The sequence below is a fragment of the Reyranella sp. genome (assembly GCF_965279625.1).
In the GTDB taxonomy this organism is placed as follows: domain Bacteria; phylum Pseudomonadota; class Alphaproteobacteria; order Reyranellales; family Reyranellaceae; genus Reyranella.
Genome location: NZ_OZ257251.1, coordinates 4,953,555 through 4,978,977 on the forward strand (window position 1 = coordinate 4,953,555; position 25,423 = coordinate 4,978,977).

Annotated in this window: 32 protein-coding genes; 14 read left to right on the plus strand and 18 right to left on the minus strand. The window is 65.3% G+C overall.

The genetic code is table 11. From position 1 onward, the window contains the following. Nucleotides 1-543 precede the first annotated feature (543 nt). Nucleotides 544-993, plus strand: coding sequence for a hypothetical protein (locus ACQY78_RS23995; protein WP_428679681.1), 450 nt, complete (start codon nt 544-546; stop codon nt 991-993). Between the two features lie 55 nt (nt 994-1,048). On the opposite strand, the gene ACQY78_RS24000 is transcribed toward ACQY78_RS23995, so the two are convergent. From ACQY78_RS24000 to ACQY78_RS24020, 5 genes are all read right to left on the minus strand, one after another. After that, nucleotides 1,049-1,936 carry a class I SAM-dependent methyltransferase gene (locus ACQY78_RS24000; protein ID WP_428679684.1) on the minus strand — a complete coding sequence of 296 codons (888 nt, stop codon included), beginning with the start codon at nt 1,934-1,936 and terminating at the stop codon, nt 1,049-1,051. A 53-nt stretch (nt 1,937-1,989) separates the two neighbouring features. After that, a complete protein-coding gene (locus ACQY78_RS24005) occupies nt 1,990-2,436 on the minus strand; it encodes a hypothetical protein (protein WP_428679687.1) in 447 nt (148 codons plus the stop codon). Nucleotides 2,437-2,446: 10 nt separating this feature from the next. Then, nucleotides 2,447-3,037 carry a hypothetical protein gene (locus tag ACQY78_RS24010; RefSeq protein ID WP_428679690.1) on the minus strand — a complete coding sequence of 197 codons (591 nt, stop codon included), beginning with the start codon at nt 3,035-3,037 and terminating at the stop codon, nt 2,447-2,449. 11 nt (nt 3,038-3,048) lie between these two features. After that, on the minus strand, nt 3,049-3,282 hold the full coding sequence (locus ACQY78_RS24015; protein WP_428679692.1) for a hypothetical protein: 234 nt from the start codon (nt 3,280-3,282) through the stop codon (nt 3,049-3,051). A gap of 130 nt (nt 3,283-3,412) precedes the next feature. Beyond that, on the minus strand, nt 3,413-4,315 hold the full coding sequence (locus ACQY78_RS24020) for a hypothetical protein (RefSeq protein WP_428679695.1): 903 nt from the start codon (nt 4,313-4,315) through the stop codon (nt 3,413-3,415). A gap of 233 nt (nt 4,316-4,548) precedes the next feature. On the opposite strand from ACQY78_RS24020, the gene ACQY78_RS24025 reads away from it, so the two are divergent. Both ACQY78_RS24025 and ACQY78_RS24030 read left to right on the plus strand, forming a co-directional pair. Continuing rightward, nucleotides 4,549-5,955 (plus strand): YcjX family protein, encoded by a 1,407-nt coding sequence (locus ACQY78_RS24025; RefSeq protein WP_428679698.1) that lies wholly within the window; start codon nt 4,549-4,551, stop codon nt 5,953-5,955. 8 nt (nt 5,956-5,963) lie between these two features. Then, the gene (locus ACQY78_RS24030) at nt 5,964-6,884 is read left to right on the plus strand and encodes a YcjF family protein (RefSeq protein ID WP_428679701.1); all 921 of its coding nucleotides are present in this window, start codon (nt 5,964-5,966) and stop codon (nt 6,882-6,884) included. Between the two features lie 132 nt (nt 6,885-7,016). Here ACQY78_RS24030 and ACQY78_RS24035 read toward each other — a convergent pair whose 3' ends face one another. The 6 genes from ACQY78_RS24035 to ACQY78_RS24060 form a co-directional block, all read right to left on the minus strand. Beyond that, nucleotides 7,017-7,520 (minus strand): SRPBCC family protein, encoded by a 504-nt coding sequence (locus tag ACQY78_RS24035; RefSeq protein WP_428679703.1) that lies wholly within the window; start codon nt 7,518-7,520, stop codon nt 7,017-7,019. Nucleotides 7,521-7,524: 4 nt separating this feature from the next. Then, nucleotides 7,525-7,860, minus strand: a complete 336-nt coding sequence (locus ACQY78_RS24040; protein WP_428679706.1) for an ArsR/SmtB family transcription factor — start codon at nt 7,858-7,860, stop codon at nt 7,525-7,527. Nucleotides 7,861-8,135: 275 nt separating this feature from the next. Next, nucleotides 8,136-9,104 carry an XcyI family restriction endonuclease gene (locus ACQY78_RS24045; RefSeq protein ID WP_428679708.1) on the minus strand — a complete coding sequence of 323 codons (969 nt, stop codon included), beginning with the start codon at nt 9,102-9,104 and terminating at the stop codon, nt 8,136-8,138. Further along, nucleotides 9,101-11,011: a RhuM family protein gene (gene rhuM / locus ACQY78_RS24050; RefSeq protein ID WP_428679711.1), complete on the minus strand. Its 1,911-nt coding sequence runs from the start codon at nt 11,009-11,011 to the stop codon at nt 9,101-9,103. The genes ACQY78_RS24045 and rhuM overlap by 4 nt, the downstream gene beginning before the upstream one ends. Before the next feature lie 70 nt (nt 11,012-11,081). Next, nucleotides 11,082-11,516 carry a hypothetical protein gene (locus ACQY78_RS24055; protein WP_428679713.1) on the minus strand — a complete coding sequence of 145 codons (435 nt, stop codon included), beginning with the start codon at nt 11,514-11,516 and terminating at the stop codon, nt 11,082-11,084. A gap of 268 nt (nt 11,517-11,784) precedes the next feature. Beyond that, nucleotides 11,785-12,540, minus strand: coding sequence for a S24 family peptidase (locus ACQY78_RS24060; protein WP_428679715.1), 756 nt, complete (start codon nt 12,538-12,540; stop codon nt 11,785-11,787). Between the two features lie 94 nt (nt 12,541-12,634). Between ACQY78_RS24060 and ACQY78_RS24065 the strand changes: the two genes are divergently transcribed. Beyond that, nucleotides 12,635-12,853 (plus strand): hypothetical protein, encoded by a 219-nt coding sequence (locus ACQY78_RS24065; protein ID WP_428679717.1) that lies wholly within the window; start codon nt 12,635-12,637, stop codon nt 12,851-12,853. Between the two features lie 38 nt (nt 12,854-12,891). Here the strand turns inward: ACQY78_RS24065 and ACQY78_RS24070 are convergent, their stop codons facing one another. Continuing rightward, nucleotides 12,892-13,470: a thermonuclease family protein gene (locus tag ACQY78_RS24070; RefSeq protein ID WP_428679719.1), complete on the minus strand. Its 579-nt coding sequence runs from the start codon at nt 13,468-13,470 to the stop codon at nt 12,892-12,894. Between the two features lie 102 nt (nt 13,471-13,572). Between ACQY78_RS24070 and ACQY78_RS24075 the strand changes: the two genes are divergently transcribed. Both ACQY78_RS24075 and ACQY78_RS24080 read left to right on the plus strand, forming a co-directional pair. Continuing rightward, entirely contained in the window at nt 13,573-13,818 is a 246-nt protein-coding gene (locus tag ACQY78_RS24075) for a hypothetical protein (RefSeq protein ID WP_428679722.1), read from the plus strand. Further along, nucleotides 13,818-14,231 carry a hypothetical protein gene (locus ACQY78_RS24080; RefSeq protein ID WP_428679725.1) on the plus strand — a complete coding sequence of 138 codons (414 nt, stop codon included), beginning with the start codon at nt 13,818-13,820 and terminating at the stop codon, nt 14,229-14,231. The genes ACQY78_RS24075 and ACQY78_RS24080 overlap by 1 nt, the downstream gene beginning before the upstream one ends. Before the next feature lie 20 nt (nt 14,232-14,251). Here the strand turns inward: ACQY78_RS24080 and ACQY78_RS24085 are convergent, their stop codons facing one another. Beyond that, nucleotides 14,252-15,994, minus strand: a complete 1,743-nt coding sequence (locus ACQY78_RS24085; protein WP_428679728.1) for a hypothetical protein — start codon at nt 15,992-15,994, stop codon at nt 14,252-14,254. A gap of 592 nt (nt 15,995-16,586) precedes the next feature. After that, the gene (locus tag ACQY78_RS24090) at nt 16,587-17,039 is read right to left on the minus strand and encodes a helix-turn-helix domain-containing protein (RefSeq protein ID WP_428679731.1); all 453 of its coding nucleotides are present in this window, start codon (nt 17,037-17,039) and stop codon (nt 16,587-16,589) included. A gap of 183 nt (nt 17,040-17,222) precedes the next feature. Here ACQY78_RS24090 and ACQY78_RS24095 point away from each other — a divergent pair, with 183 nt between their 5' ends. From ACQY78_RS24095 to ACQY78_RS24115, 5 genes are all read left to right on the plus strand, one after another. Further along, nucleotides 17,223-18,008, plus strand: a complete 786-nt coding sequence (locus tag ACQY78_RS24095) for a DUF5131 family protein (protein ID WP_428679733.1) — start codon at nt 17,223-17,225, stop codon at nt 18,006-18,008. An 85-nt stretch (nt 18,009-18,093) separates the two neighbouring features. Then, on the plus strand, nt 18,094-18,528 hold the full coding sequence (gene lysM, locus ACQY78_RS24100; RefSeq protein ID WP_428679735.1) for a peptidoglycan-binding protein LysM: 435 nt from the start codon (nt 18,094-18,096) through the stop codon (nt 18,526-18,528). Nucleotides 18,529-18,669: 141 nt separating this feature from the next. Then, on the plus strand, nt 18,670-19,665 hold the full coding sequence (locus ACQY78_RS24105; protein ID WP_428679738.1) for a Bug family tripartite tricarboxylate transporter substrate binding protein: 996 nt from the start codon (nt 18,670-18,672) through the stop codon (nt 19,663-19,665). 152 nt (nt 19,666-19,817) lie between these two features. After that, nucleotides 19,818-20,183, plus strand: a complete 366-nt coding sequence (locus ACQY78_RS24110; protein WP_428679740.1) for a hypothetical protein — start codon at nt 19,818-19,820, stop codon at nt 20,181-20,183. A gap of 112 nt (nt 20,184-20,295) precedes the next feature. After that, nucleotides 20,296-20,496 carry a hypothetical protein gene (locus ACQY78_RS24115; protein ID WP_425067082.1) on the plus strand — a complete coding sequence of 67 codons (201 nt, stop codon included), beginning with the start codon at nt 20,296-20,298 and terminating at the stop codon, nt 20,494-20,496. 46 nt (nt 20,497-20,542) lie between these two features. Here ACQY78_RS24115 and ACQY78_RS24120 read toward each other — a convergent pair whose 3' ends face one another. After that, nucleotides 20,543-21,037 carry a hypothetical protein gene (locus ACQY78_RS24120; protein WP_428679742.1) on the minus strand — a complete coding sequence of 165 codons (495 nt, stop codon included), beginning with the start codon at nt 21,035-21,037 and terminating at the stop codon, nt 20,543-20,545. A 173-nt stretch (nt 21,038-21,210) separates the two neighbouring features. Between ACQY78_RS24120 and nhaA the strand changes: the two genes are divergently transcribed. After that, on the plus strand, nt 21,211-22,410 hold the full coding sequence (nhaA, locus tag ACQY78_RS24125) for a Na+/H+ antiporter NhaA (protein WP_428679745.1): 1,200 nt from the start codon (nt 21,211-21,213) through the stop codon (nt 22,408-22,410). A 102-nt stretch (nt 22,411-22,512) separates the two neighbouring features. Continuing rightward, the gene (locus ACQY78_RS24130) at nt 22,513-22,908 is read left to right on the plus strand and encodes a hypothetical protein (RefSeq protein WP_428679748.1); all 396 of its coding nucleotides are present in this window, start codon (nt 22,513-22,515) and stop codon (nt 22,906-22,908) included. Nucleotides 22,909-22,918: 10 nt separating this feature from the next. Here the strand turns inward: ACQY78_RS24130 and ACQY78_RS24135 are convergent, their stop codons facing one another. The 3 genes from ACQY78_RS24135 to ACQY78_RS24145 all read right to left on the minus strand — a co-directional run bounded on the left by ACQY78_RS24135 (nt 22,919) and on the right by ACQY78_RS24145 (nt 24,045). Then, a complete protein-coding gene (locus tag ACQY78_RS24135) occupies nt 22,919-23,215 on the minus strand; it encodes a DUF1971 domain-containing protein (RefSeq protein ID WP_428679750.1) in 297 nt (98 codons plus the stop codon). Between the two features lie 66 nt (nt 23,216-23,281). Continuing rightward, nucleotides 23,282-23,677, minus strand: coding sequence for a group III truncated hemoglobin (locus tag ACQY78_RS24140; protein WP_428679753.1), 396 nt, complete (start codon nt 23,675-23,677; stop codon nt 23,282-23,284). A 107-nt stretch (nt 23,678-23,784) separates the two neighbouring features. Then, nucleotides 23,785-24,045: a hypothetical protein gene (locus ACQY78_RS24145; protein ID WP_428679755.1), complete on the minus strand. Its 261-nt coding sequence runs from the start codon at nt 24,043-24,045 to the stop codon at nt 23,785-23,787. Nucleotides 24,046-24,175: 130 nt separating this feature from the next. Here ACQY78_RS24145 and ACQY78_RS24150 point away from each other — a divergent pair, with 130 nt between their 5' ends. Then, complete coding sequence (locus tag ACQY78_RS24150; protein ID WP_428679758.1) at nt 24,176-25,381, plus strand: MFS transporter; 1,206 nt, start codon at nt 24,176-24,178, stop codon at nt 25,379-25,381. Nucleotides 25,382-25,423: the final 42 nt, after the last annotated feature.

Genomic DNA, 25,423 nt, shown 5'->3' on the forward strand with positions numbered 1-25,423 from the left:
CGGGCCTACAGCCAATAGGCAAAAGAGAACGATCTATTTGAAACGAAGAACGCCATTGTGAGGATGGCGAACAGTGCCACAGACAGCGCGAATTTGAGTTTCCCAGTCTTCTGCCACACGCGCAGCGCCTCGAGCCAACGGATACGCCTTCGACATATCCGGGTCGCGAGCGGGCTGGGCGGCGTATCCATTCGAGGCGATCAACTTGGGGGCGTTGACGATCCGTGCGCCACTGCCCCTTGGCAAGCAACTCGCGGAAGCGGGCGCTGGCGGCACAAGGCGCATTGGTGAATCCGGCGCGCCGCGAAGAAAGCTGCACTGGCGATTCAAATTAGAGACGGAATCGCAGTCTTTTCGTTGCATAATTGCATCGATAAAGCAAAGTAATAGAAATTTAATAACGATAATATGATATTTAAGGACGTATTGATCCAAGGTTTGGACCTAAAAAGAAATATGATGACTATTACCCGGTCCGATTGCAGGATGCTTTTGGGGGAGAATCGATGGACGACAGGAGCGATCAGAAGGGGGATTAGCGTTATGGGTGCCTTGGCGTGGACGATCTACCGGCCGGAACATATGGTCGTTATTCGCGGTTTTGGCGTATTCGACATCTCCTTCGCCACGGCGTTCCGGGAGACCATGCGGGCAGAGGGTGCTGCCGGCTTCTGCAAGCTGTTCGACCTGAGTCGGGCTCACATTCACCTCAGCAACTTGGATATTCAGACCATGGTCGCGAGTACGCGCCTGCGCGGACCCATTCAATCGGGGCCGATCGCGATCTGTCTCGGCAAGACCCCGCCCCCTCTGCTGGTGGACATGGCGATCCTGCTGAAGGAGCGCATCGGGCATCGCCGCCGGATGCGCCTCTTCACCGACGAAAGCCTTGCGAGACGTTGGCTTGCCGCAGAGGGGCCGGCCGTGAACCCGCCCCCGGCGCTTATTCAACTCCCGTCGAGACACACGATGAGCGTCAGCCTGAGGCGGTGACGCGCGCTCCAACGATCTGCCGTGCGCTGACGGACGGCGATCTCAGCCAGCAGCCTCAGGCAGCGGCGTCCATCACGTCGAGCAGGGCCGGCCGGACGCCCAGCTGCTCGACGAACTGATCGAGCTTGCGGCGGGCCTGCGGGTTGGACTGCTGGTGGCGGGTCGCGAGGATCAGCTCGTTCTTCAGCGTGTGTTCGAGGCCGGTGAACTCGGTCACGCGCACCTTGTAGCCCCGGGCTTCGAGCACCAGGCCGCGCAGCACGTTGGTGGCATGCGCGCCGAACTCGCGGCGATGCAGCGGATGGCGCCACAGCTGGTCGATCGGCGAGGGCTTCGCATGTTCGAGCAGCGACGCGACCTCGGCCTGGCAGCACGGGATCAGCGCCACCACCTTGGCCTCGTGGCGCAGGGCGAAGCGGATCGCGTCGTCGGTGGCGGTGTCGCAGGCATGCAGCGCCGTCACCATGTCGGCGCGGCCGTTCGGCAGCACCGTGTCGGCAATGCCGCCGGCCACGAACGACATGCGCTCGAAGCCGCCGTCGCGGGCCAGCGCCTGCGAACGTTCGACCAGCTCGGCACGCACGTCGACGCCGACGATCGAGCCGCACCCGGCCGGTCCGACCACCAGGTCGTAGAGGATGAAGCCGAGATAGGACTTGCCGGTGCCGAGATCGGCGATCACCGGATCGCTGCCCTCGGCCAGCAGCGTGTCGATCGACGGCCGCAGCAGCTGCACGAGATGCAGCACCTGCTTCAGCTTGCGCCGCGTGTCGAGGTTCAGCCCGCCTTCGCGCGTCAGTACGTGCAGCGCTTTGAGCAGCGTCACCGAACTCTCGCGCGCCGGGCCCGGCCACATCTCCGCCAGCACCTTGCGCGCCGCGATCACGTCGGGCCGTTCGCGGGAGGAGGAGGGCGGTCGCTTGAGGGAATGCTGCTTCGACATCGGGGGAGCTTGTGGGCGAGACCGCAGGCCGCCGCAAGCTCCCCGCGTCGTTTCTAGTGGCGCGCCGGCAGGGGCAGGATCACCGGGACGGGCGGCGGCGGGATCAGAGGCAGGCCGAGCCTGTGGTTGAGCTCGGCCACGTCGTCGATCCAGGGCGAGAGGCGGCCCGAGGCGCCGATCGACGGAAAGGGCTCGGTGGTCACCATCTGCCTCACCGTCACGGAGTCCGGTCGGTGCGGGCCCGCGCCATAGGCGAGGTGGAAGCGGCGCCCGTCGGTGAGGCTCGCGACGCAGTCCAGCGTGCTGAAGGCCAGTGCGCTGAAGGTGCCCGCGCGCTGCATGCGATAGGCCTCGATCTGCTCGAGGTCTTCGAAGGTGAAACCGTAGGGCTGTTGCGCTGCAAGCTCGAAGGCGCGGCGGATCAGGCTGGCATTCCTCTCGAGCGGATCGCGTGCCCCCAAGTCCCGGGCATTGGGCAGGCAATCGAAGGCGATGGACATGGGCTCTCCCTTACAGATGGTGCAGGCCGCGGCAGCAACGCCAGAACCATGCCCGGTGTTCCCGCTCCGCCCATTCGATCATCACGCCTGCATAGTTCCGCGGGTCGGCGATGGTGGGATGGGCCTTTTCGATCAGCTTCGCGGCGTTGAAATGCGCGGTGTAGGAATAGGTGCCGACATGGCGCTCGGCGCGATAATGCGCGACCACCAGGCGGGTCATGCCGGTCAGGCGGCCCCAGGCGAGGATTTCCTCGCGTTCGGCCGCCATGCGCTCCCATTCCAGCGCCACTTCCTCGCGCGTGCCGCCGCGCGTGCAGTGGGCCTTGAGGCGATGAAGCCGCAGCTCCAGCGCATGTTCGCAGAGTTTCGCGGCCTGTTCCGGGCAGGTGAAGTAAAAGCGCCGGATGCCGTTGAACTCGCCGCTGCGCACATCGTCGAACTGGCGCAGCCACCCGTTCAGCTCAGCGTGCTCCGACGCCGTCCAGCCGCCGCGGTGGATGATGGAGGTGGTGTGCGGGAAGGCCCGCTCGAGTTCCGCCGACGTATCGCACCGCACGCGCACCGGCGGCGGTGGCGGGGGAGGCAGGCTGGCACCCATCATCGTCGCCTCCCTTAGTGATTGCGCACGAAGGAACGCACGGAGGCGGCCGACAGGAAGCGCGTGACGCTGAAGGCGCGCGAGCCGCACTTGCCGCAGACCACGCCGGCCTGTTCGAGCGTCCGGCGGTCGCCCGCCACAGCCTTCAGCGCGGCGGCCGTGACGACCACGCGGCGCACGCAATGGTCGCATTCGATGCCGATGGGATGGGTCCCGGTGGCGACGTCGTGAAGCGTGAGAACGGTCATCCAGCACCTCCTTGCTGGGTGGACTCGTATGCGAACAAAACAGGAACAACAAGCCACTTAATGCAGGGGCTCGTAACGGCGAAAACCCGCTAGATGTGGGCTGAAAGCAGTGCTGGCAGCGCCTTCCGCGTCAGTCGGCCGGCATGCCGATATACGGGATGATCTGCCGCTCTGGCTGGTCGAAGTCGATCAGGATGCGGCCGGGAATCTTCGCGATTTCGAGGTTCCTCGTCAGGAAGGCGCGGCTGCCGAAGCGCGGCAGGAACTCGGCTCTCGTCTTCGTCCAGTCGACGAACGCGCAGTACTGCGCGGGCGGCAGGGTGCAGGGATCGCGGGGCGGATCGATCTGGGAAAATCCCAGCGGATGCCAGTCGTGATAGAGGCTGCCGATGAAGCGGCTGGCGGGATAGGGGGCCGGGCCGCAGTTGAACTGCCGCGCCAGCTCGCAGTAACGCGGGTACAAGTCGCGGAAATCGCTCACGCGGTACGACGCAATGTCGGTCGATTGCAGGTCCTTAAGCTCGGCGGGCGTGAGCACGTCGCGGCCTTCGAGGAACCGCTCGCCGATCGCCTCGCCTTTCTCCTGCTCCACCGCGCGGATGATCTGCAACAGGCCGCGCGCATTGGCGGGATAAAGTTCCGTGCGCCGCGGGAAGATGACGGCGGACACGTGCTGACCCTTGCTCAAGCGCAGGCCGTTCTTCTCCAGCGCCTGCTTGGCCGTATAGCCCGCCATCTCCTCGTAGCTCGCGACGAACGAATAGAGCTGGTCCGGTGGCCCGAGCCGCGCCAGCCGGTCGATCGCCAGCCCGGGTTCCTTCTGCGGATCGTAGGCGACCAGGCGAATGAGATGGCCGACAGAGGCGTTGCTCTCCAGGTTCGCCCAGGCCTGCGTGGCGCTCATGCGCGCGAACGCCGGCGTCGGCGCGGGGCGAGGCGGGGCGAGGCCGATCGCCACCGCGGCGAGGATCACGGCGGCGGCCAGGCTCGCGAACAGGGCACTCCTGAGGAGCCGTGTCGAAGAGATCTTCATTCAACCTTCTCTATACCCCGAGACGATCGCCTATGAGCGAAAGGTCCCTCGCTGCGCTCGGGATGACACCGTTTGTTTGATCGGCGCACTGCGCTAATCCCAACATAATTGTCATCGCGGGCGGGGTAATCCCCCCTGGAGCGCAGCGAGGAACCTTTCCCTTTCACGCCTTGCCATCTTTCGGACGTGGTGACACCCCACATCGGAAAGTCATGCTTCGAGGCGACGATCTGGTGACACCTTTCTCCCGACTTAGAACCGCGGCCGGCTCCACCTTGGAAGGCATCGCCGCGGCGTTCGATGCCTCGCCGCTCTCGCAGCGGCGGCATCGCATTGCCGTGACCGGGCTGCAGCGCTCGGGCAAGACCGTGTTCATCACGGCCTTCGCCCATGCGCTGCGCACGGCGGCGCAGGCGCCGATGGCGGCCTTCCCGTTCTTTCCCTGGCGCGCCCATGTGCGCGACGTCGAGCTGCTGGAGATTCCGGGCGTGCCGCGCTTTCCCTTCGAGGAGCGGCTGGACCAGCTTCTTGCCGACAAGCCCGCCTGGCCCGCCCCGACCACCGGCCTCAGCGGCCTGCGCGTGCGCATCCGTCATGGCGATGTCGGGCTGTTGCGCTCGGCGCTCTCGTCCACGGCCACCACCGATCTCGATCTCATCGACTATCCCGGCGAATGGCTTTTGGACCTGCCGATGCTGACCCAGTCGTTCCGCGACTGGTCGCTGCAGATGGAGGAGCTGGCCAACAGCGCCGGGCGGCACGACCTCGCGACGCCGTGGCTGGAGGCGGTGCGCACGCTCGATCCCGCCGCGCCGGAGAACCCGGCCGAGCTGGCACGCATCGGCTCTCTCTACCGCGACTATCTCCTGCGCTGCCGGCAGGAGCGCAGCCTGTGCTTCGTGCAGCCGGGTCGCTTCGCGCTGGCCGACGAAACGGTCGATCCCGCCGCCTTGTTCTTTCCGCTCTCGTCGGTGCGCTCGGGCCTGCTCTCGGCCAAAAGCGGCACGATCGGCGCGGCGCTGCTGCGGCGCCATGCCGACTATCTGAAGCGCGTCCGGCAGTTCTACGGCGAGGTCTTCGGGCGCCTGGGCAAGCAGGTGCTGCTGGTCGATCTCCTCTCCGCGCTGCAGCAGGGGCACGAGGCTTTCGCCGATCTCGGCCTCGCCATCCGCAGCATCAGCGACGCCTTCGACGAGCTGCGGCACCCGCTGCTGCGCCTGCTGCCGATCGCCCGGGTCGACCGGCTGGCGCTGGCCGCGACCAAGGCCGACCATGTCACCGCCGACCAGCACGCCAACCTGGTCAACCTGCTGCGCGACCTGATCGGCGAGCCGTTCCTGCAGGCGACGGCGCGGCAGTCGGGCCTGATGGCCGTGGCCTCGGTGAAGGCCACGACCGATCTCAAGCTCAAGGTGAACGGGCTGGCGACGCCGTTCCTGCGCGGCATCCCCGCCGGCCGCGACGAGGTGCTCGACCTCCAGCCCGGCGTCATCCCCGGCACCATTCCCGCCGCCGACCAGTGGGCCGAGCTGGGCTTCAACATCCGCCGCTTCGAGCCGCCGCGGCTGGGGCCCGCCTTCCGCGACCGGCCGCTGCCGCACGTCAATCTCGACAAGGTCCTCCAGTTCCTCCTCGCGTGAGCATCCCCATGAGCATGACCCCACAGGCTGAGACGCCCCGCCGCCTCGTCGACATGGAGTTCCGGCCGGGCGACCTGCCGCCCGCCGACGCGCCGTCGCTCGACGAGGCGCTGCCGGAGGTGACGACGCGCCCGCCCGCGATCCGCTGGCCGGCGAGGCTGGCGCTGGGCTCGGCCGGCCTGCTGCTGCTGCTCTTCGTCGTGGATGGCGCGGTCTCGCTGCTGCGCAGCGCCATCGAGCAGGGCAGCCTGCTCGACCTCGCGCAGTTCGCCGTGCTCGTAGCCCTCGTCGGCTCGACGCTGTGGCTGCTGGCCGGACAGGCCCGCGCCTATGCGCGGCTCAAGTCGGCGGAGCGGGCGCGCGAGCTGGCCGAGCATCTGTCGCGGCTGGGCGGCGTCGGCAGCGGCGGCCGGCTGGTCGGCGTCCTCGACGCGCTCTACGCCGGCAATCCCGAAGTGCGCGGCAAGCTCGGCGCCGTCTCGGCCGCGCTGCAGCCGCAGCACACCGACGCCGACGTGATCGATCTTCTGAACCGCGAGATCTTCGTGCCGATGGACCGGCGGGCCGACGACCGCATCCAGCGCGCCGCGCTGCGCGCCAGCCTCGGCGTCGCGGCCTGTCCGCATCCCGCGCTCGACGCGCTGGTCGTGCTGGGCATCAGCGTCGCGCTGGTGAAGGACCTGATGCAGATCTACGGCCTGCGCCACAGCGCGCGCGCCGTCTGGCGCATCATCTCGCACGTCCTGTTCTCGGCCTCCTCGACCGCCGTCATGAGCAGCGTCGTGGAGTTCGCGATGAAGGCCACCCACGACCGCATCGCCGCCGCCGTCGTCGGCACCGCCGGCGAAGCCCTCGTCGTCGCCCGCCGCATGTTCGCGCTCGGCATGCTGGCCAAGGAGGAGATCCGGCCGCTGCCGGCGCCGCGGTGAAGCGGCATCTTCCTCCTCCCCATTCAAATGGGGAGGTGGCCCGCAGGGCCGGAGGGGTCATGACCCCATCGCCCTCGTAAGACGAGGGCACTTCCCCTTTGCGGAGTCCGCAAAGGGGAAGAAAATGATCGCTCAGGCGCCGCGGATCTTCGCCACGTGGTGCGCCAGCTTCGCCAGGGTCTGGCCGCCATATTCGACGGCGCCGAAGCCGATCGCGCCGTCGCGTTGCGCCCTGGACGGATGCATCTGGCGCAGGGTGAGGACGGTCTTGCCGTCGCTCTGCTCGTCGAAGGTGACGAGCATGCGGAAGCGGCCGGGATCCTCGTCGAGGTCCGAGCCGTGCTCGACCTCGATGAGGGACGGCGCCTCGAGGCGCAGGAAGCGCATGCGGTTGTCGTAGCGCGTGCCGCCGGGCGCCACCATGTCGAAGCGCCACAGCCCGCCCGGCCGCAGGTCGATCGTGTGGCTCTGTATCTCGAAGCCCTCGGGCCCGAACCAGACCTGGATCTGCTCCGGGTCGGTCCAGGCGGCATAGACGAGGGCGCGCGGGGCGTCGATCACGCGGGTCAGCACGATCTCGCGGTCGAGGGGCCAGTCCTGCCACGCGGACGGCGGCGGCGTGTAGGTCGCGCTCATGGTTCTAGTGCTTCCTCTTCATGCGTTGGACATGGGCCTCGAGGCGATCGAGGCGCCGCTCCCAGGTGGCGATGTGCCGGTGGATCCAGGCTTCGGTCTCCTGCAGCGCACGCCGCTCGATCCGGCAGGTCCGCACGCGCCCGGTCTTCTCCGAGCTGATCAGCCCGCTCTCTTCGAGCACTCGCACATGCTTCAGGAGCGACGGCAGGGCGATCTCGAACGGCTCGGACAACTCGCTCACCGACCTCGGCCCCTCGCACAGCCGACTGACGATCGCCCGCCGGATCGGATCGGAAAGCGCTGCGAAGGCTCTGTCGAGGTCAGGAGAAAGGTTAGCCATGACGGAAACTATTGGACGACGCGACAGCGGCGTCAAGAAAAAGTTTCACGAATGGCTAAGTGTTCAGCCAGCTATTGCTTGCTCAGACGAAGCCTCCGCCGGCAGGTACGTCGCGTGGGATCGCATTGCCGCGACGGCGGACATTGCAGTAAATGGTCGGCGAGTGTTCGCATCGTCCACCGACTGCGGGCTGACTTGGCCACGCCGAATGAGCCATGCCCACCGCACTCATTCATGTTCCGATGCGCGTGCATGAGGGCTGCCTCGCAGGCGCGTCAAACTTTAATGCCAGTCAATGAGACTACGCGATCTTGAAAGTCTTGATAGTCGTGACCAGTTGCGGCGATCAGGTCCGATATCTTATAGAAGCGATTTGTGCTGGGGCTTTCTCTGCGAGCGGTGGTCAAGTCGATCTTGTCCACGTTAACGACAGTCCAGCACTCGACGTAGCCGTTCGCCTTTGCTTTTTGATGGCTCTTTTCAGCTTCGCCAATCCGGTTGTGGATGTTCGAAAAATCAGAACCTGCTTTGACCTCGATAGCAATTATCTGCCGATAAACATTAGGTCGCATTTCTTCGCGAATTATGATGTCCGGATCGGGGGCAAATTCAATAAGGACTTTCCTTCCGGTCGCATTCACTATTTCCATCTGCGAATCTGTGCGGGTTTTAACAGATGCTTTGACGATTTCGTGCACAGCGTTGAAAACCGTGCGAATTCCTGCTGCGCCTTTTCGTACGTTTGCCCCGCCGCGGAGTTGGGGGCCTAGCGTAAGCAAGGTAAGATCATCTAGCAAAGCGGCACTTATTTTCGCTGCGCCAATCCCGCCTATGAGTAGAGCGCCTGCAAGGCACAAGGCCGTTGCTAAGTCTGGGATGTCTTTGACTACGTCTCTACGAAGCGTGCCCCGTTCTTCCATTCCCTTGAAGCGCCCGAGACCCGTTGAAGTGGTGTAGAACTCCTTCTGACTGTAACCATACAGCAGTCGATAATATCCTAAGAGCTTCGGGTTTGCGGTGAGGATTAGAGGAACGGGAAATACCATCTCGCCTCGCAATCCATGTGCAGCCAAAGTTGTGAGGCTTTGCGCAGGGACATGAGCTGCAAGCTCCTTGTCGATATCAGGAACAGACAATGTCCTAACCGTCTCGGACAAAGCGTCTTGCAAGTACTGGCTACGAATCCCTGTCAGCGCAGTAGCGAAGTCAATCTGCGCATCTGGTGGCGGTACTATGATTGTCATGCTGCAATCCTGACAATCTTCACATCCTCGAGGCCATCCCGATTGGAAGCGATTTCCACATATTTCGGATTCAGCTCTATTCCTACGTAGCGGCGGTCGAGCGCCTCGGACACGACCCCAGCCGTTCCAGCGCCGGAAAAGGGATCTAGAACGAAGTCACCCGGCCGGGTGGAAGCCTTAATGCAGGGCTCTACGAGCTTCGGTGGAAACGTGGCGAAGTGTGCTCCGCTGAAGCCCTGTGTATGGACGTTCCACACCGAGCGGCGATTCCTACCATTCAATTCTAGGATAGCCTTGCGGTCGTAAAAATAACGCTCACCCTTCGTGAACATGAAAATGTATTCATGAGCGCGAGTTGGTCTGTCCTTGACGCTTTCTGGCATCGCGTTGGGCTTGTTCCATACGATGTCGGCGCGAAGATACCAGCCATCTTCCTGCAACGCGAAAGCCAAGCGCCAGGGGATTCCAAGGAGATCCTTTGGCTTGAGACCTTCTGGTGTTTCGGGGCGTACGTCCATAGCGCGAGCAGGGTTCTTTTTGTCGGGCGCTCGCCACCCTCTGTTCCCGCTAGTGTAACCATCTCCAATGTTCAGCCAGAATATGCCGTCTTCTCGCAAAACACGCCGAAGTTCGGCGAATACAGTTCGGAGGCGATTGATGAACTGTGGAAGGGTCGGCTCTAGGCCAATCTGATCCGGGATGTCGTAGTCCCGAAGTCCCCAATAGGGAGGTGAGGTAACGGCGCACTGGACACTGTTTGACGGCAGCCTTTGCAGGACCGTGAGAGCGTCTCCCTCAAAGAGAATCGAATCTTCGAGAGACAGAAATTCAGGCTTGGCAATTTTCTTAGTTTTCATTTGAGGAATGCCCACATTGTCTTGATATTTTTGGTGACCGTGCCCCGGTGAGTCGACTAGGTCAACCCAGCTATCGCCAACCTCGCCCCCTAGATTCTTTTCTTCCTTCGTAAGGGCCTCGATGCGTCGGTCCGCTTCCCGCTGAAGCTCTTTCTTTCGCCGTTTCCCGTGCTTCGTCTCGGCGATGCGCTTTGTGTCAGACGTCTTTTCAGAGCCGCCGGTATTCAAGCCTCCCGGACCCAGCTGATTCAACTGCCGATCAAGAAGGGATTGAGCATCTTGCATTACCAGTAGCTGGCCCATGTCGAGTTGATCCTCGAAGATGTCGAGCAATATGATGGTGAGGCGATTGAGCTCCCTGTTCTCGTTCTGCCACGTCCGCAGGCCCATCTTCTCGGATTTATGGTTTGCTTTTTCGGCAGTTAATTCCGAAGGCGTAAGGCTCTTGGCTGCGTAGACCAGCGTGGCTTGTGTCCGCTGGTAGAATTCGCGGGCGGCTTCCGTAGTGCCATCATAGTCTTGGCACAGCGCGCAGATCCGACGAAGCTCGCGGTAGACACTGGCTTCGTCGGAGCGAATTTCTCGAATGATCTCGCGGAGTACAGCGACCTGATCGACATTGTCAGGTTGCTTCAGGCTTGCGGCATCGACCACGAAACCCTTCTTGGAGAATTGCACCAGAATGCCTGTCGCCCAGCGGCGAAAGACTGTGGCCTGGCCGAAGGAAACCCGGTAGCCCACCAAGATGACGACATCCAGGTTGTAGCAATCGATCTGCTTTTCGACCTTGCGGGAGCCCTCTTGGCGAACTTGTGCAATTTTTGCACTAGTTGCCTCGGGCTCTAGCTCCCCCTCGGCATACACATTGGCCAGGTGCTTCGTGACGACCGAGCGATCCACGCCGAACAGTTGGGCGATCTGCGCCTCAGTCATCCACAGGGTCTCACCCTCATAACGGATGTCGAGCCGCAGGCCCTTGTCCGTCCCGTACACAAGGAACCGGTTGCCAGTCTCGTCCTCAACCAGATGCACCGGCTCATTGTCAGTCATGGATTGCCCATCTCGAATGTGAGAACATTCTAGCAACATTTGGCGCGCAATGCGCCACCTGAGTCTTCCGTCAGGACAGGGCCTTTTGGTAGCGGCGCATCTGCCGGAGAAAGCCCGACCACAGGGTGCGCCGCTTCGCGAACCAGACCACTCGCTCATCCTCGCGCCAGGATCGGAACGGGACGCCACTCCACGGCGTGCGCTTCTGGTTTTCGTGGGTCTGCAGGTGGGAGAGCCAGACCAAGGCAGCTCCGGCGTGGGCTTCGTGGGGGAACTGGCCGAGCTGTTCGCAGTCGGGCTCGAGCCAGCGGTCGAAGCCGAGGCCGAGGGCGCGTTCGACCCTCTGGAAGTCGCGGCTGCGGTGGGCGACCTCGGCGCTGCAGATCGCGACGGCGCGGGCGCGGAAGGTCTCGATCTTGATGACAGGCGCGGGGAGGGGGCGGCGGTGGCGGCGGATCAGGTCGGCGACGGTCTCTTTCGGGCGTACGGAGAGACTGTCGGGCATGGGGATAGTATCGGATCGGGGTCCGGATTTTTCAAGTCAAAATCCGGAGTAAAGTCCGGATCTCTGTCTGTCGTCCTGAGCGCAGCGAAGGACCTAACCGGGCGGTCAGGGGACTCCCTTGCGGGCGTGAGATCCTTCGCTGCGCTCCAGGGCGGGGGTTACCCCGCCCGCGATGACAAGGCGTGAACGGCTCGTTCTGCCTTCGACGCTCCCGGACATTGCTACGCAATGTCCTGACGCTCCCCCGCGTTAGCCGAGCTTCGCTCGGCTAACGCCCACCTTTCATGAGTTCATCCCACTCCAGCACGCGGTAGACGCGGAACACCATCTTGCGGTCGACGTCGAATTCCTTGGCCGGACGGTACTGCGCGAGCTTCAGGGTCTTGGCCGAGATGCCGACCAGGAGCTTGACCACGGTCTGGCGCACGCTGGAGCCGGCGATCGGCCTGAACTCGACCACGACATGGTCGTTGACGCTCGGGGCGCGGTCGCGCTCGACATAGATCAGGCTGTTGGGCTTGCGCCACGGCCACATCGAATCGCCCACCACGTTCAGCGCGAACACGTCGCCGCGGCCATGGATGCCCGGCGGGCGCGCGACATGGTCGATCACCGTGCCGTTCATCTCGAACTCGCCGTTGCCGTCGCCGCCCATCGCCGTGCCATAGAGCGGCACGTCGTTGGCCATGTGGCCGAGCATCGGCCGGGCGGGCGCATCGAAGGCGGGCACGACGTTGCCGGCGAGATCGGTCAGGAAGGAGGAGGCCGCGCCGTCGGCCGTCGCGGGGGACTCGCCCTGCAGCTCGGCGACGCCGACCGGACGGCCGGTCTTCTTGGCAGCACCGGCCGCCAGCCGTGCATAGGTCTTGTCGGTCAGCGTCTTGGCGCCGGTCGGGTCGTCCAGGAATTTGCGCAGCGTTCCGTCGCCCAGGCCTGAGAGCGATTCCCACTGGGCGACGTTGAGGCCGGCCCCGGCCATGAAGGCACGCAGGGCCTGGCGGCGCTGGTTGGCGTCGAAGGCCATGCCGTCAGTCTGGCATGTTCCGGACTGATTTCCGAGTGGAGTATTTTCCGGAATCCGGCTTGAAGTCGGATATTAATCCGGATATCTTTCCGGGATGGTCGCTCCGAAGCTTTCCCCTCCCGTCCTCCACCCGTTCCTGGTCGAGGACGCCGCCGACTGCCTAGGCTTCGAACGGGCCGGCGGTTACTCGGCCCGCGCCGCCCGGATGGCGACCCGCGACATGCTGGCCGACCGCGCCCGCGCGCTGGGCTATCCCGAACGCGAGATCGAGCGGGCGGTCGATGCGGCGCTGGCGGCCGCGTCGCTGCAATGAGGACCCGTCGTCTCGACGACGAGGGGCGTGGACGGGCGTTACTTCTCGCCCAGCCAATGCGGCCAGCTGCCCTTGCGCGCCTTGCGGGCCTCGAACTCGGCGTCGGCGTAGCGCTGGGCGGCGCGCGGTTCCCACGACAGCGGCTCGTCGAGCTCGTGGCCGTAGACGACGCCGGAGGCCAGCATGGCGCCGCCGAGATCGATCGGCTGGGCCTCGTCGAGCGCGCATTGCGCCACGAGACGGCATTCCGAATCGTAACGCGCGATGCGGCACTTCACCTTGTGGTCGGCACGCGCCAGCAGGTCCTCGAGCGTGGCCCGCGCGCGCATGCCGGGCACGGTCTCGACCCGCTGGGCATCGCGCAGCGCCGGCGCCTGTACGCCCCAGATCCGGAGCGGCGTCTTGAGGCCGCTGCCGCCCAGCGACTCGCCGTCGAGGGCGAAGGCCTGGCCGGACCAGTTCTGCGGCAGCGCGCCGTTGCTGGCGGTGCAGCCCTGCGGTTTGGCAGGCGCCGCGGCCGGAGCCGCGGGCGCAGCGGCCGGCGGCTTGGCGTTCTGCGCCCAAGCGGCGGGGGCCAGCAGCGCGAGTGAGAGGGCGGCGAGGGCAACTCTTTTCATGCGCCGACCGTGACTTCCGTTTGAGGCGAGGTAAAGGCCGATGGCACGCAACAGAACGATCAAGCTCGAGCTTCTCCTTTCCAGTCGCGCAGGAGCGAGGCCATGAGCCGCGGCCGTCCCTGGAGCGCCGACGATGCGGCGCAGCTCCGCCGGCTGGTCGCCGCCGGCGAGACCGATGCGCGGATCGCCGAGGCGATGGAGCGGCATCCCGACATCATCCGCCGTCAGCGCCGCGCCGCCGGCCTCGCGCCCGGCCAGTCGCGCGCCGCCACGATCATGCTGATGCGCGTGAACCGGCGGCGGCTCGGCAAGAAGGTCGCCGGCAAGTACGACACGGAGAGAACGTGATGGCCGAGCGCCCCACAGAGTTCAGCGAGGCGCTGGCCGCCGAGATCTGCCGCCGCCTCGCCGACGGCGAGCTGCTGTGCGACATCTGCCGCCCGGCCCGCATGCCCAGCCGCGACACGGTGCGCCGCTGGCAGAGTGAGAACGGCCCGTTCCGCGACCGCTATGCCGCAGCCCGCGACCAGCAGGCCGACGCGCTCGCCGAGGAAGCGATCGGTATCGCCCGCAACGCCGATGCCGACACCGTGGCCGTGTGCCGGCTCCAGATCGACACGATCAAATGGCTCACCGCGAAGATCGCGCCGAGGCGCTACGGCGAGAAGGTGGTGCCCGACGCGACCGTGAAAGTCTCGATCGGCGACGCGATCGAGAAGGGGCGGGAGCGGGTGGGGCGGATGCGGGAGGGGGGTAGCTGACCAAACGGAGTGGATTATCTCTAGCGCGGCTCTTCCATGAGGGTCGCATTCGATACTTGTGCCATAACGTCGCTTAAACGAGGCAAGCTGACAAAGCTACCATCGCTTTGAATTAGCGAAATAGCGACCCCCACCACATCGGACGTAAATGGGTTGGGTGCCGTTCTTTCGACGGCTCGAAATGTCTTCCAAGAGGCAGCGTCGATTTTGCCCGGCCCCCACGTCATCACATGAATGCTTCCGGGCCAGCCTCGCGGCTCGGTATTTTTGCGAGTCCGTCTGTTGGCAATCGTAAGTCCTCGTTGCCCGAAAAGAACGGAAGGACGTGCAAGGAAGTGCTGACTGGAGCCAACTTTCTCGCCTCCCGACGGTAAGACTGCTCCACCGTCGAAATACTCAGTTCGAATACCCAGCGTTATTCTTGACGGGTGAAAATCGAAAAACGTAGCCAAGACGATTTCTCGGCCAGGAATAATCTTGAATGGGTGTGCTAATTCCGGTCCCCAGTCGGCCCTGAAAACGAAAGCCTCGCGCTGAACGTCGTAGAAAAATTGCCCAATATCCTCACCATCCCACAATGTAGCCTCCACCCGACCGTCATTTAAAATGGCGGGACTTGCTCTGCATCGTGCAAATATAAAAGAAGACCGCTGCCCCAAACTTAGCCCTCCCAACAAATATGGGGCCGGGGGCGGGTTATCGCCGAATGTTAGCACTGCTAGTTCTCGTGACATGGCGGCCGGAATATTCGAGACAAACAACTGGTGCCGTAGCGGCGCATCGTCAGTCACTATGAACGCATCAAGAGTTGTCGCCGCGCGGGCAAGATGCAGATCTTGCCGCTTGACCTTCAACCCTTGAATTCCGTCGCCGGGCGGTACCGACAATATTGTATGCCGCGTGGAGCAATCTACGAGTAGTCGTTCCAAAGCCTCGAATGGAATAGTCGTCCGGTGCTTATGTTTTCGCAGAATGCGAACAGCGTCTTGATATGCGATGTCATCTACAAACAGCGATACTCCTGCGCCACGCAGCACGGCTAGAGCCTTCGCGCCGAACCCGTCGGAGACAAGGGACGCGTCTAGCAGCACGTTTGTATCTATAACGGCCCGCTTTGGGTGCTCTTCAATTGGGCTTTTGTCCGGAGCGTAACTAGGGGGTGAAGAGGAAGGAAAATCACGATGAGAAAAGACCACCTTATTGGGTGCTTGCTGCTCCCGAAAATATTCGACTAGTTTGGCTCGATCTCCGTGCCCGAGCCGCTTTGTAATCAGCCATTGCGTGAGTTCAAACGTGGTGGAACTGCAACCAATCACTTGAAAGTTAATAGCCGCGCTGCTTGGCCCTAGATCAATTTTTACAATCTCGGACGCGCGCAGCTCGCCGTTGACTTCAAGTTCGAGCTGACAAATTGCGTTGCCGCTACATTGCGCCATCGCGATGAGCGCGATTGGTTTTCCAAAAAATGGGGCGAGGATTTCAGCCTTAATAGCAACGGTCTCGTCGGATACTTGGAAAACCAAGTCGTGTGTGTCACTGATCCAAAGTTCGGCAGCGGGAGGGCGTACTCCGTAGTCGCTTTCAGCGGTGTACCACCTGGCCAGCGACTGTCGCTCGGCCGATGGCTTGGTCGGATAGAACGTTCCAACTAGGATGCATCCTAGTCCCGCCTGGAGATCGATATGGATTTCCCCGGTGAAACCTTGCCCAGGACCAAACGTGATATAACCGCCTGCCACTCTAGGAGGCTTGGGGGCGTTCATGGCGGGACGCCGCGCGAGGTTCGCCGGAATGTGCAGTGAGGCATTATGTGGCCCCCGCATAGAGTGGGGATTTGAGCGTCCGCATGTCTCCCAACCGTGCGCCCTTCAACTCTATTGTGAGGGCGGTAGCGTGAAGCGCGATAGGATCAATATGCTCTCCCAAACGTTCCCTAGATGGCACCAAGGGGCATACAACGCCATTAGTATCGAGCCCGGGGCCACAAGAACCTATTCCAACGCCTGGGAATGCTGAATTGTTAGGATCGAACCAAGTTTATGTTCTACTGAGAAAAACTCCACCGTGCAGTCAGTGAAAAGAGGCCTTCGATCGGACATTGCATCTTCTGCGGTAAGTCCGCGCCGCATTAGGCGACGAGCACATCATTCCCCGCGCGTTGGCTAGTGTACCATCGGAGAGGAACCCGTTTCTGATGTCCCCGATGTCGGCATTCTTCTGGATCCGAGCGGAAGAGATGGCTGATCGGGGTTAGTTCCTTGGCGCCATTCCTGGATGCTGAGATGCTGATATTATAAAACTATGGGTTGATTTCGTTAATCTCGGCCGAAAGGCCCGATCCGACCCATGCCTCACTCAGTCATCGCTCTCCTGCCCCAGCCGGGCGAGGCGGGTGCGTGCGGCGGTGCGCGTCTTGTCGCGACGGTGCTTGTAGGCGAGCAGGTCTTCCGCGCGGATGCGGCGATGGGTGCCGATCTTGTGGTGCGGGATCTCCTTGGTCTCCAGCATCTTCACGAGAAAGGGCCGGGAGACCTCGAGCATGTCGGCCGCCTGCTGGGTGGAGAGATCCGCGCCGGACGGCACGAGCGTGACGGCGTCGCCCTTGCCAATGGCCTGCAGGAGATCGAGCACCAGGCGGGCGACCGCCGGCGGAAGGTCCACGTCGGCGCTCTTGGCTCCCTTCTTGACGTGAAGCGACAGGCCGCCGCGCTTGTCCCGGTGACTCGCCAGGACGGTGCCGGCCTTCGCGGCTTTCTCGGCTTCGGCCGGGGTCGGGAGGCGTTCGGAAAGCGAGTCGTCGACGGGCATCGGGGTCTCCACCTGGTGTGTGTCGCCGCAGGGGCGGGACGGGCACTATAAACGAAACAATCGAAATAGTCGAAACATTCGAAATCAATGTCGCAGGCAGGCGAGCGGGGCCGAAATCGGCAGCCGGTTGCGAGAATTGCGTTGACATACAAAGGCCGGAATGGGCGCACAGGGTCTTTCGTCATGGCCACCAGTTCGATCGAATGGACGAACGCGACCTGGAATCCGGTCGCGGGCTGCACGGTTCTGACGCCGGGCTGCACCAATTGCTACGCGATGCGCCTGGCGGCGCGTCTCGAAGCGATGGGCATGGCGAAGTATGCCGGGCTGACGCGCATGTCGGGCGGGCGGGCGAAGTGGACGGGCGCGGTGCGGCTCGATCGCGCGGCGCTGGGCGTGCCCGTGGGCTGGAAGAAGCCGCGCATGATCTTCGTCAACTCGATGTCGGACCTCTTCTGGGAGGCGGTGCCGGACTCGTTCGTCGCCGATGTCTGGGACGTCATGGCGCGGACGCCGCATCATACCTACCAGATCCTCACCAAGCGGCCCGAGCGCATGGAGGAACTGACGGCGCGGCTGCCGCTGCTGCCCAACGTCTGGCTGGGGACGAGCGTCGAGAACGCCGACCATCTCTTCCGCCTCGATCACCTGCGCCGCGTGCGGGCGGCCGTGCGCTTCCTGTCGCTGGAGCCGCTGCTGTCGTCGCTGGTGTCGTCGGTGCCGGGCGGCATCGATCGCGGTGGAATCGATCTGAGGGGCATCGACTGGGCCATCGCCGGCGGCGAGTCCGGTCCCGGCGCCCGGCCGGTCGATCCGTCGTGGGTGCGCGAGATCCGCGACGCCTGCCGCGCGCAGGGCACGGCGTTCTTCTTCAAGCAGTGGGGTGGGACGAACAAGAAGAAGCAGGGCCGCACGCTGGATGGCCGGACCTGGGACGAGTTTCCGGCGGCGGGCTTGCGGGCGGCTTGAGCGGCGTCATCGATCGGCGCCACGGGCCGCAACGAAACCGGGCTGCGCTCGTTACGCGCCACACCCCTAACCCCGGGAGCGCGCCATGAGCGGTTTGTTCGATTTCGTGAAGACCATCGGCCGGAAGATCTTCGGCGACGACGAGGCCGATCCCTCGGCCAAGATCAAGGCCGAGATCGAAAAGGCCAATCCCGGCATCAAGGATCTCGGAGTCTCGTTCAAGGACGGTGCCGTCTCGCTCACGGGCAGCGGCCCGGTCGAAGCCTTGCAGAAGGCCATCCTGATGGCGGGCAACATCATGGGCGTGAGCCAGGTGAAGGTCGACGGCGCCCAGGTCGCCTCGATCGACGACGGCACGCAGTATTACGTCATCAAGTCCGGCGACACGCTGTCGGCCATCGCCAAGCAGTTCTATGGCGATGCCAACACCTACCCGAAGATCTTCGAAGCCAATCGCGAAGTCATCAAGGACGCCAACCTGATCTTCCCCGGCCAGAAGATCCGCATTCCCAAAGCCTGAGCCGTCGTCGCGACGCGCGCTATCGCCTCCGCCCTGCGATAGCGCCCGCGCCAACCCGATAGTCCTCCCCGACCGCATCCTCTAGGCTTCCGGTCAAGCAGGCGACATGACCTGCCGGAAACGATCGGGGAGGAGACATCGATGCGCCTGACACGTCGCGCCGCGCTGGGCGGCCTTTTGGCTGCGTCACCCGCTTTGGCTACGTCACCTGCCATTGCGCAGACGCGTGCGCCGGCAAGCGACTGGCCCAACCGGCGGCTGCGGCTGGTGGTGCCGAGCGCGGCCGGCGGCTACGAGGTCTATGCCCGCATCCTGGCGCCGCGCCTCGCCGAGCTGCTGGGGCAGCCCGTGGTGGTCGACAACAAGCCCGGCGCCAACGGCATCATCGGCATGCAGGAGGTCCAGCGCAGCGCGCCCGACGGCTACACCTTCATGTTCGCCCATGTCGGCGCCATCTCGATCGGCAGCAGCATCTATCCCAACATGCCGCTCGATCCGGTCGACGATCTCGCGTCGATCTCGGTGGCCGTCACCTCGCCGCTGGTCTGGGTGGTGACGCCGTCGCTGCCGTTCAAGACGATGCCGGAGTTCATCGCCAAGGCGCAGGCCGAGCCCGGCCAGTGGCGCTACGGCCTGCCGGCGTCGGGCAGCATCCCGCACCTGGTCGCCGAGGACACGAAGATCCGCCACAGGCTCGACATGCCGGCCGTGCCCTATCGCAGCACGCCGCAATCGCTGCTCGCGGTGATCAACGGCGAGGTGCCGATCACGGTCGACAGTCTGGGCGCCAGCGCCGGGCACATCGCGGGCGGCAAGCTGCGGGCGCTCGCGATCACCTCGCGCGAGCGCTCGCCGCGCCTGCCCGACGTGCCGACCATGATGGAACTGGGCCTCGATGCGCGTGAGTGGGTGGCCTGGTACGCCTTCATGGCGCCCAAGGGCACGCCCGAGGAGATCGTCCAGCGGCTGAACGGCGCCATCAACCAGGCGCTGCAGGAGGAGGCCATCGCTGCTCGCATCCGCGATCTGGGCGCTTCACCCCGGACCACGACGCCCGACGAGACGCTGGCCTTCATCGCGCAGGAGCGCACCGATTTCGGCGCCATCGCCAAGGCGGGCAACATCCGCGTGGAGTAGGGGGCCGCCGCGTTTCGCCTCGCGTACGGTTCTTGTCCTGCGGCCCCGTCGCCGGGCAAGAACCGTGAAGGTGCGGGCGGGGCGAACGAACGAAACGAACGATTGTTGCCGGGAGTGAGGCGCGGCGCGCCATTCCGGAGTAGGATGCACCGATGTCTGATATCGAAGCTCTCCGCAAATCGCTGGCCCTCTCCTCCGAGGGGCTGGCTTCCGAAGACAAGAAGAAGATGGCGGTCGACGCCATTACGACGATCATCGACGCGCTGGGCCGCGGCGTCGGCCCGTTCGGCGAATGGGAACAGCGCTGCCTGGCCGCCGCGATCGTGGCGCTGCGCGCCGGCAAGAACGACGAGTCCCGCTCGCTGGCGCGGCGCGCGATCTGGCCCGAGGAAAACCGCCGCAATTCCGGCGTCGCCCGCCTGCTGCTGCGGCCGGGCATGCTGACCCTGCCGGAGCTCACCCGCGAACTCGAAGTCGCCGTGACCATGCCCTCGCGCCGCGTCCGGCCGGTCGAATAGGGTCCTTGGACCGCTCCCAAATACAATTGATACAAAAGGGCGGGGGGTAACGCCTCGTCCGCGCCCCGGCCTGTCATGATATCCTGCCACCGGCGCTTTTATGAGGGTACCGGTGCGCAGGGACGACAGGAAGCTTGCCGAGCTCGAGACCAATCTCAACCGGCTCCGTGACGATCTCAACGATCTGTCGAAGGAGCTGAACGTCAATCCGCGCAACACCAGCCTGGTGATCCGCAGGGTCAACCTGATGGGCCGGATCGTGGCCACCCAATCCAACGTCGAACAGCTGCGCGGCACCCTGCGCCACGCCTGAGCGCGCACGGCATCGCTTCTGCGCGGACGTTGTCGTCGCGCCTGCGCTATTGCCGCGACGCCACGCAGCCGTCGATTCGGGCGCTCATCGTGTCGGGATCGCCGAGATCGAAGCTGCGCGTGACGTTGCGCGCGGGGAGGCGCACCTCCATGCGCTTCGACGCGAAGAACACGTCGGTGAAGTCGTTTTCCAGGACCGGGCTCCACAGCCGGTCCGTCGAGCGCTGGGCCAGGGGGAAGGTGAAGCGCTTGCCGCTGGGCTGCAGGACGACGATGGCCTCGTCCCGGGCGCCGCTCGTGGCCGGACCCGGCAGGATGAAGTGACGCCGGCCGTCCTCGCCGAAGCTCAGCCGCAATCCCTCATTGTCCGTGCCCGTCGTGTCGGCGACGCAGCTTACGAACCGGCCCTTGTCGTCGAGGAGGCTGATCGCCCAGCCGCCGAACGTGCCGATCTTCTTCGTCTGCGCGGTCCCGGGCGCCGCCGCGGCGAACGCCCCCACCATCGATCCCAGGACCAGCAGGCCCCGCCACCGCCCGACCATCTCGAACTCCCCCAAGGCGCCTCGATATGCCACGTATTTGCATGCCCGTGCAGCCGGATCCTGTTGCCGTGCCGTGCCCGATGGGCCAGAACAGGCGCGGGTGCCCGCGCCTCGCCGCGGTCAGGGATTAGCGCTGGTCGGGCCGCCAGCGATTCTGTTTCCATGTGGCACCCATGACCCGCAATCCTCACGTGCGTCCGACCCTGTTGCGCCGCTTCATCGATAACGAAGCGTCGGGCGGCATCGTCCTGATGGGGGCCGCGGCGCTGGCGCTGATCGTTGCCAACTCGGCGCTGGCTCCTGCCTATTTCGCGATGCTCAAGGTCTATGTCGGGCCGCTCAGCGTTTCGCACTGGATCAACGATGCGCTGATGGCGGTGTTCTTTCTGCTGGTCGGGCTGGAGATCAAGCGCGAGGTCGTCGACGGCCAGCTCTCGACCTGGTCACGGCGCATCCTGCCCGGCCTCTGCGCCGCCGGCGGCATGGCGGTGCCGGCGCTGATCTTCGCCGCGCTCAACTGGCACAACGGCGAGGTGATCCGCGGCTGGGCGATTCCCACCGCGACCGACATCGCCTTCGCGCTGGGCGTGCTGTCGCTGTTCGGCAACCGTGTGCCCGCGTCGATGAAGGTGTTCCTGACGGCGCTGGCGATCATCGACGATCTCGGCGCCGTGCTGATCATCGCCGTCTTCTACACCGGCAATCTCGACCTCGCGGCGCTGGGCGGCGCGGGCGCGGTGCTGGTGGCGCTGCTCGTGCTCAACCGGCTGGGGGTGCGGGCGCTGCTTCCCTATCTGATGCTGGGCGCGGTGCTGTGGCTGCTGGTGCTGTTGTCGGGCGTGCATGCCACGGTCGCGGGCGTGGCGCTCGCCTTCACCATCCCGCTCGGTCGCCCGGTGGCCGGCGGGCGCGAGTCGGTCCCGAACTCGCCGCTGCACACGCTCGAGCATGCGCTGATCAAGGTCGTGCCGTTCTTCATCATTCCGATCTTCGGCTTCGCCAATGCCGGCGTCTCGCTCGCGGGCTTCGACGTGGCGGCCCTCGTCGATCCGCTGACCCTGGGCGTCGCGGGCGGGTTGGTGCTCGGCAAGGTGATCGGCGTCTATGGCACGGCTCTTGCGACCGTGAAGCTTGGCTGGGCCGACGGTCCGACCAACGCGGCGCCGCTGCATGTGCTTGGCGTGGCGCTGCTTTGCGGCATCGGCTTCACCATGAGCCTGTTCATCGGCCTGCTGGCCTTTCCGGACAGCGCGGCCCTGCAGGACGGCGTGAAAATCGGCATTCTGCTGGGCTCGTTGCTCGCGGCGGTGCTCGGGACGATGGTCCTTCTTCTGAGCCCCCGTCCGGGCGGCGCAGAGGCGAGGGCCTTTTAAAACCTGGGGTTGTTTCCAAGGCCGCCCTACCGCCTTTCGTTGTTGCGCGGCGGGCGCATACTGTTAGTAGTCGTACGATTCTCAGCAAGGACTGCCGAAGGCATGCCACTCCACTGGACGATCGATTCGCGCTCGAAGATCATGGTCGCCACCGGCGACGGTCCCGTCGACCTCGACGAAGTCAATCGCATGCTGGACATGATCGCTGGGTCCAACATCCTGGGTTATCGCAAGCTGTTCGATGGCCGGCTGGTCCAGACGCAGATGGAGCCCGAGCATCTGCTCACGGTCGGCGTCCGCCTCCGGTCGATGCACGAGGCGGCCGGCAGCGGGCTCGGTCCGCTCGCCCTCGTGGTGCGCGACGAGAATTACTGGCAGGTGGCGCGGCTGCTGGGCATCCTCGCCGTGCCGAAGCGGCCGATGCGCGTTTTCAAGCAGGCGGACAAGGCCCGCATCTGGCTCGATTCGCCCGTCATCCTGGCCAGCACGCCGGGCTGAAACGGTCCGGCTAGGGCGTCGGAACGGCGCCCCCGCTGACGTCCGGCGCCTGGTCGTAGAAATCGACCTGCATCCGCATCTTCCCGAGCGGCTCCACGTGGTGCGGCTGGTCGGGCAGGACGAGGCCCGGGCGATCCGGGGTCAGGATCGTTTCCGCGCCGCCGACGATGACGAGCCTGACCTCGCCCTCGAGCACGCGGATTATGCCCCACACGCCGGCCTTCGTCCGGTGCTCGCGCCGCAGCGCCGCGGGCAGCGTCGTCTCGTCGAACACCGGCGTGGATTTGTAGGAGGTGGGGGCGGGCATTTCGTTCCTCATGCGCCGGCGCTAAATCCGCGACCTGGCCACGTCCTGGCCTCGCGTCGCGGCGTCTCAGATGCCCGCGCCAAAGCGGGCGAGGTTCAGCTTGAAGCTCTCCGCGATGCGGGCGGCCTTTGCCTGCAGCGAGCGCGCGGCGGCGGGCGGCATCTCCGCTTCGGTGGCCTCGCCCCACAGGGCGAGCCAGCGGTCGAACATCGCCGGCGTGATCCGCGCGCGATGCCGGAAATGGGCCGCCATCGGCCTGCCGTCGTAGCGGCCGGTGCCCAGCATCAGCGAGGACCAGAAGGCGGCGAGCTTGTCGAGATGCAGCGGCCAGTCGTCGATCGCGTCGTTGAACACGGGGCCGATCAGCGCGTCGGACCGGACGGCGGCATAGAAGCGGCCCACCAGCCGGGCCAGGCTCTCTTCGTCGACGCCTTCGATCTCGCCAAACGCCAGGCCGCTCATCGCCCGCTCCCCTCCTGTGACCGCGAGACATCTATGGCGCGGCATCGACCCTGTAAATCGCGTCACGCGCCCCTGAAGACCCGCACGGCCCGCGAGGTGGCGCGGCCTCAGTATTTGGTGTCGCCGCCACCGCTGGCGGCGCCGCGCGCCGAGTCCTCCTTGATGCGCTGCATGAGCATGGTCGACGAGCTGGTCGTGCCGTTCCAGGTCGCGTTGACGTTGGAGCGGACGCCCATGTAGCGCTCCGACGCCGCGCCGGTGGCGCCGGGGTTGCCGCCGGTCGGGCCGGCCGTGCCGGTGTCGGCGGTGCCGCTGCAGCCGGCCAGGATCAGGAACAACGCCACGAACGGCATCTTCTTCATCGACATGCGAACCTCCACGGAAGAGCTACGGGGCCTGCCAACAGGCGACCGCCGACGACGTTGCATGGTTTTCCCTGGGCGCGCCGTTGGCAAGGCCGTTGGCGGCACGACATCGCCTGTGTAGACAGCACGCGTCATGACGATCGGCGATCCCGGCTCCCGCCCCCATCCCGGCCGATGGCGGCTCGTGCGCTGGGCGGCCTCGTCGGCGACGCTGGGCTTCCCGCAGGCCGCGGCGCCGGTCGCCTTCGCGCTGCTGGCCGTCAGCCTGGGCGGCGCGGCGAGCGGCGGTGCCGCCATGATCCTCGCGATGACCTTGGCGCAGGTCGCGGGCGCGCTGCCGCTGACGCGGCTCGGCCGGGCGCTGCCGATGGCCACTTTCCTGAAGCTGCTGCTGGCGGTCCGCACCGCGGCCCTCGTGGCGATCGCGCTGGGCGCGGCCTTCGGGATGTCGCTGCCATGGCTGATCGCGCTCGCCGCCTGCGCCGGGCTGGTGAACGGCGCCGCCGCCGGCACCCTGCGCGCGGTCCTCAACCAGTTCGCGCCGGTCTCGGGGATGTCGCGGGCGCTGGGGATCGCGGCCACGCTCAACGAACTCACCTTCGTCGCCGCACCGGTGGTGGCCTCGGGCCTCGGCTCGATCTCGCCGGTGTTTGGCATCGTGGCGATGGCGGCGGTGGGTGCGCTGCCGGCGCTGCTGATTCCGAACCTCGGCCCGGCCGCGGCACCCGAAGACATCCCGCGCGAACGAACCTCGATCCTGAGCCCGCCGATCCTGCTGTGGCTCGCCTGCACGATGGCCGGCGGCGCGACCGTAGCCGCCGTCGAGATCGGCGCCGTCGCGCTGGCGTTGGCCTTCGGCTACGAGCCGGCGCTGGCGATCCTGTTCACGGTGCCGCTGTGCCTCGCCTCGGTGGCGGGCGGCATCTGGGTCAGCGTGCGCAACCGGCGGCCGTCGCGCCGCACGGTGATGGCGCAGCTGCTGGTCATGTGCGCCGGCTCAGGGCTGGCGGCGGCCGGCCTCTCGGTGGCCGCGACGCTCGCGGGCGCGGTCCTGATCGGCCTCGTGCTGGCGCCGCTGGCGACCCACTACTCGCTGATCCTCGACACGCTGGCGCCGCCGCACCGCCGCCCGGAAGTCTTCGCCCTGATGCGCACCGCCAACGCCTGCGGCGTCATCCTCGCCAGCGCCCTCCTGACGGCGGCCTCGCTGCCGACTGCGCTGCTCGCGATCACGGGGGTGATGGTGGCGGCGACCGTCGGGGTGGGCGTGGCGGGGGTGAGGGGACGGCACGCTTCGGCGGCGCGGGTAGGGGGCTCCGGAAAGTCAGGCGGCACTTAGGCCGTTGGCGTCGCGGAAGGAGTCCGATCTTCTTTGCCGACT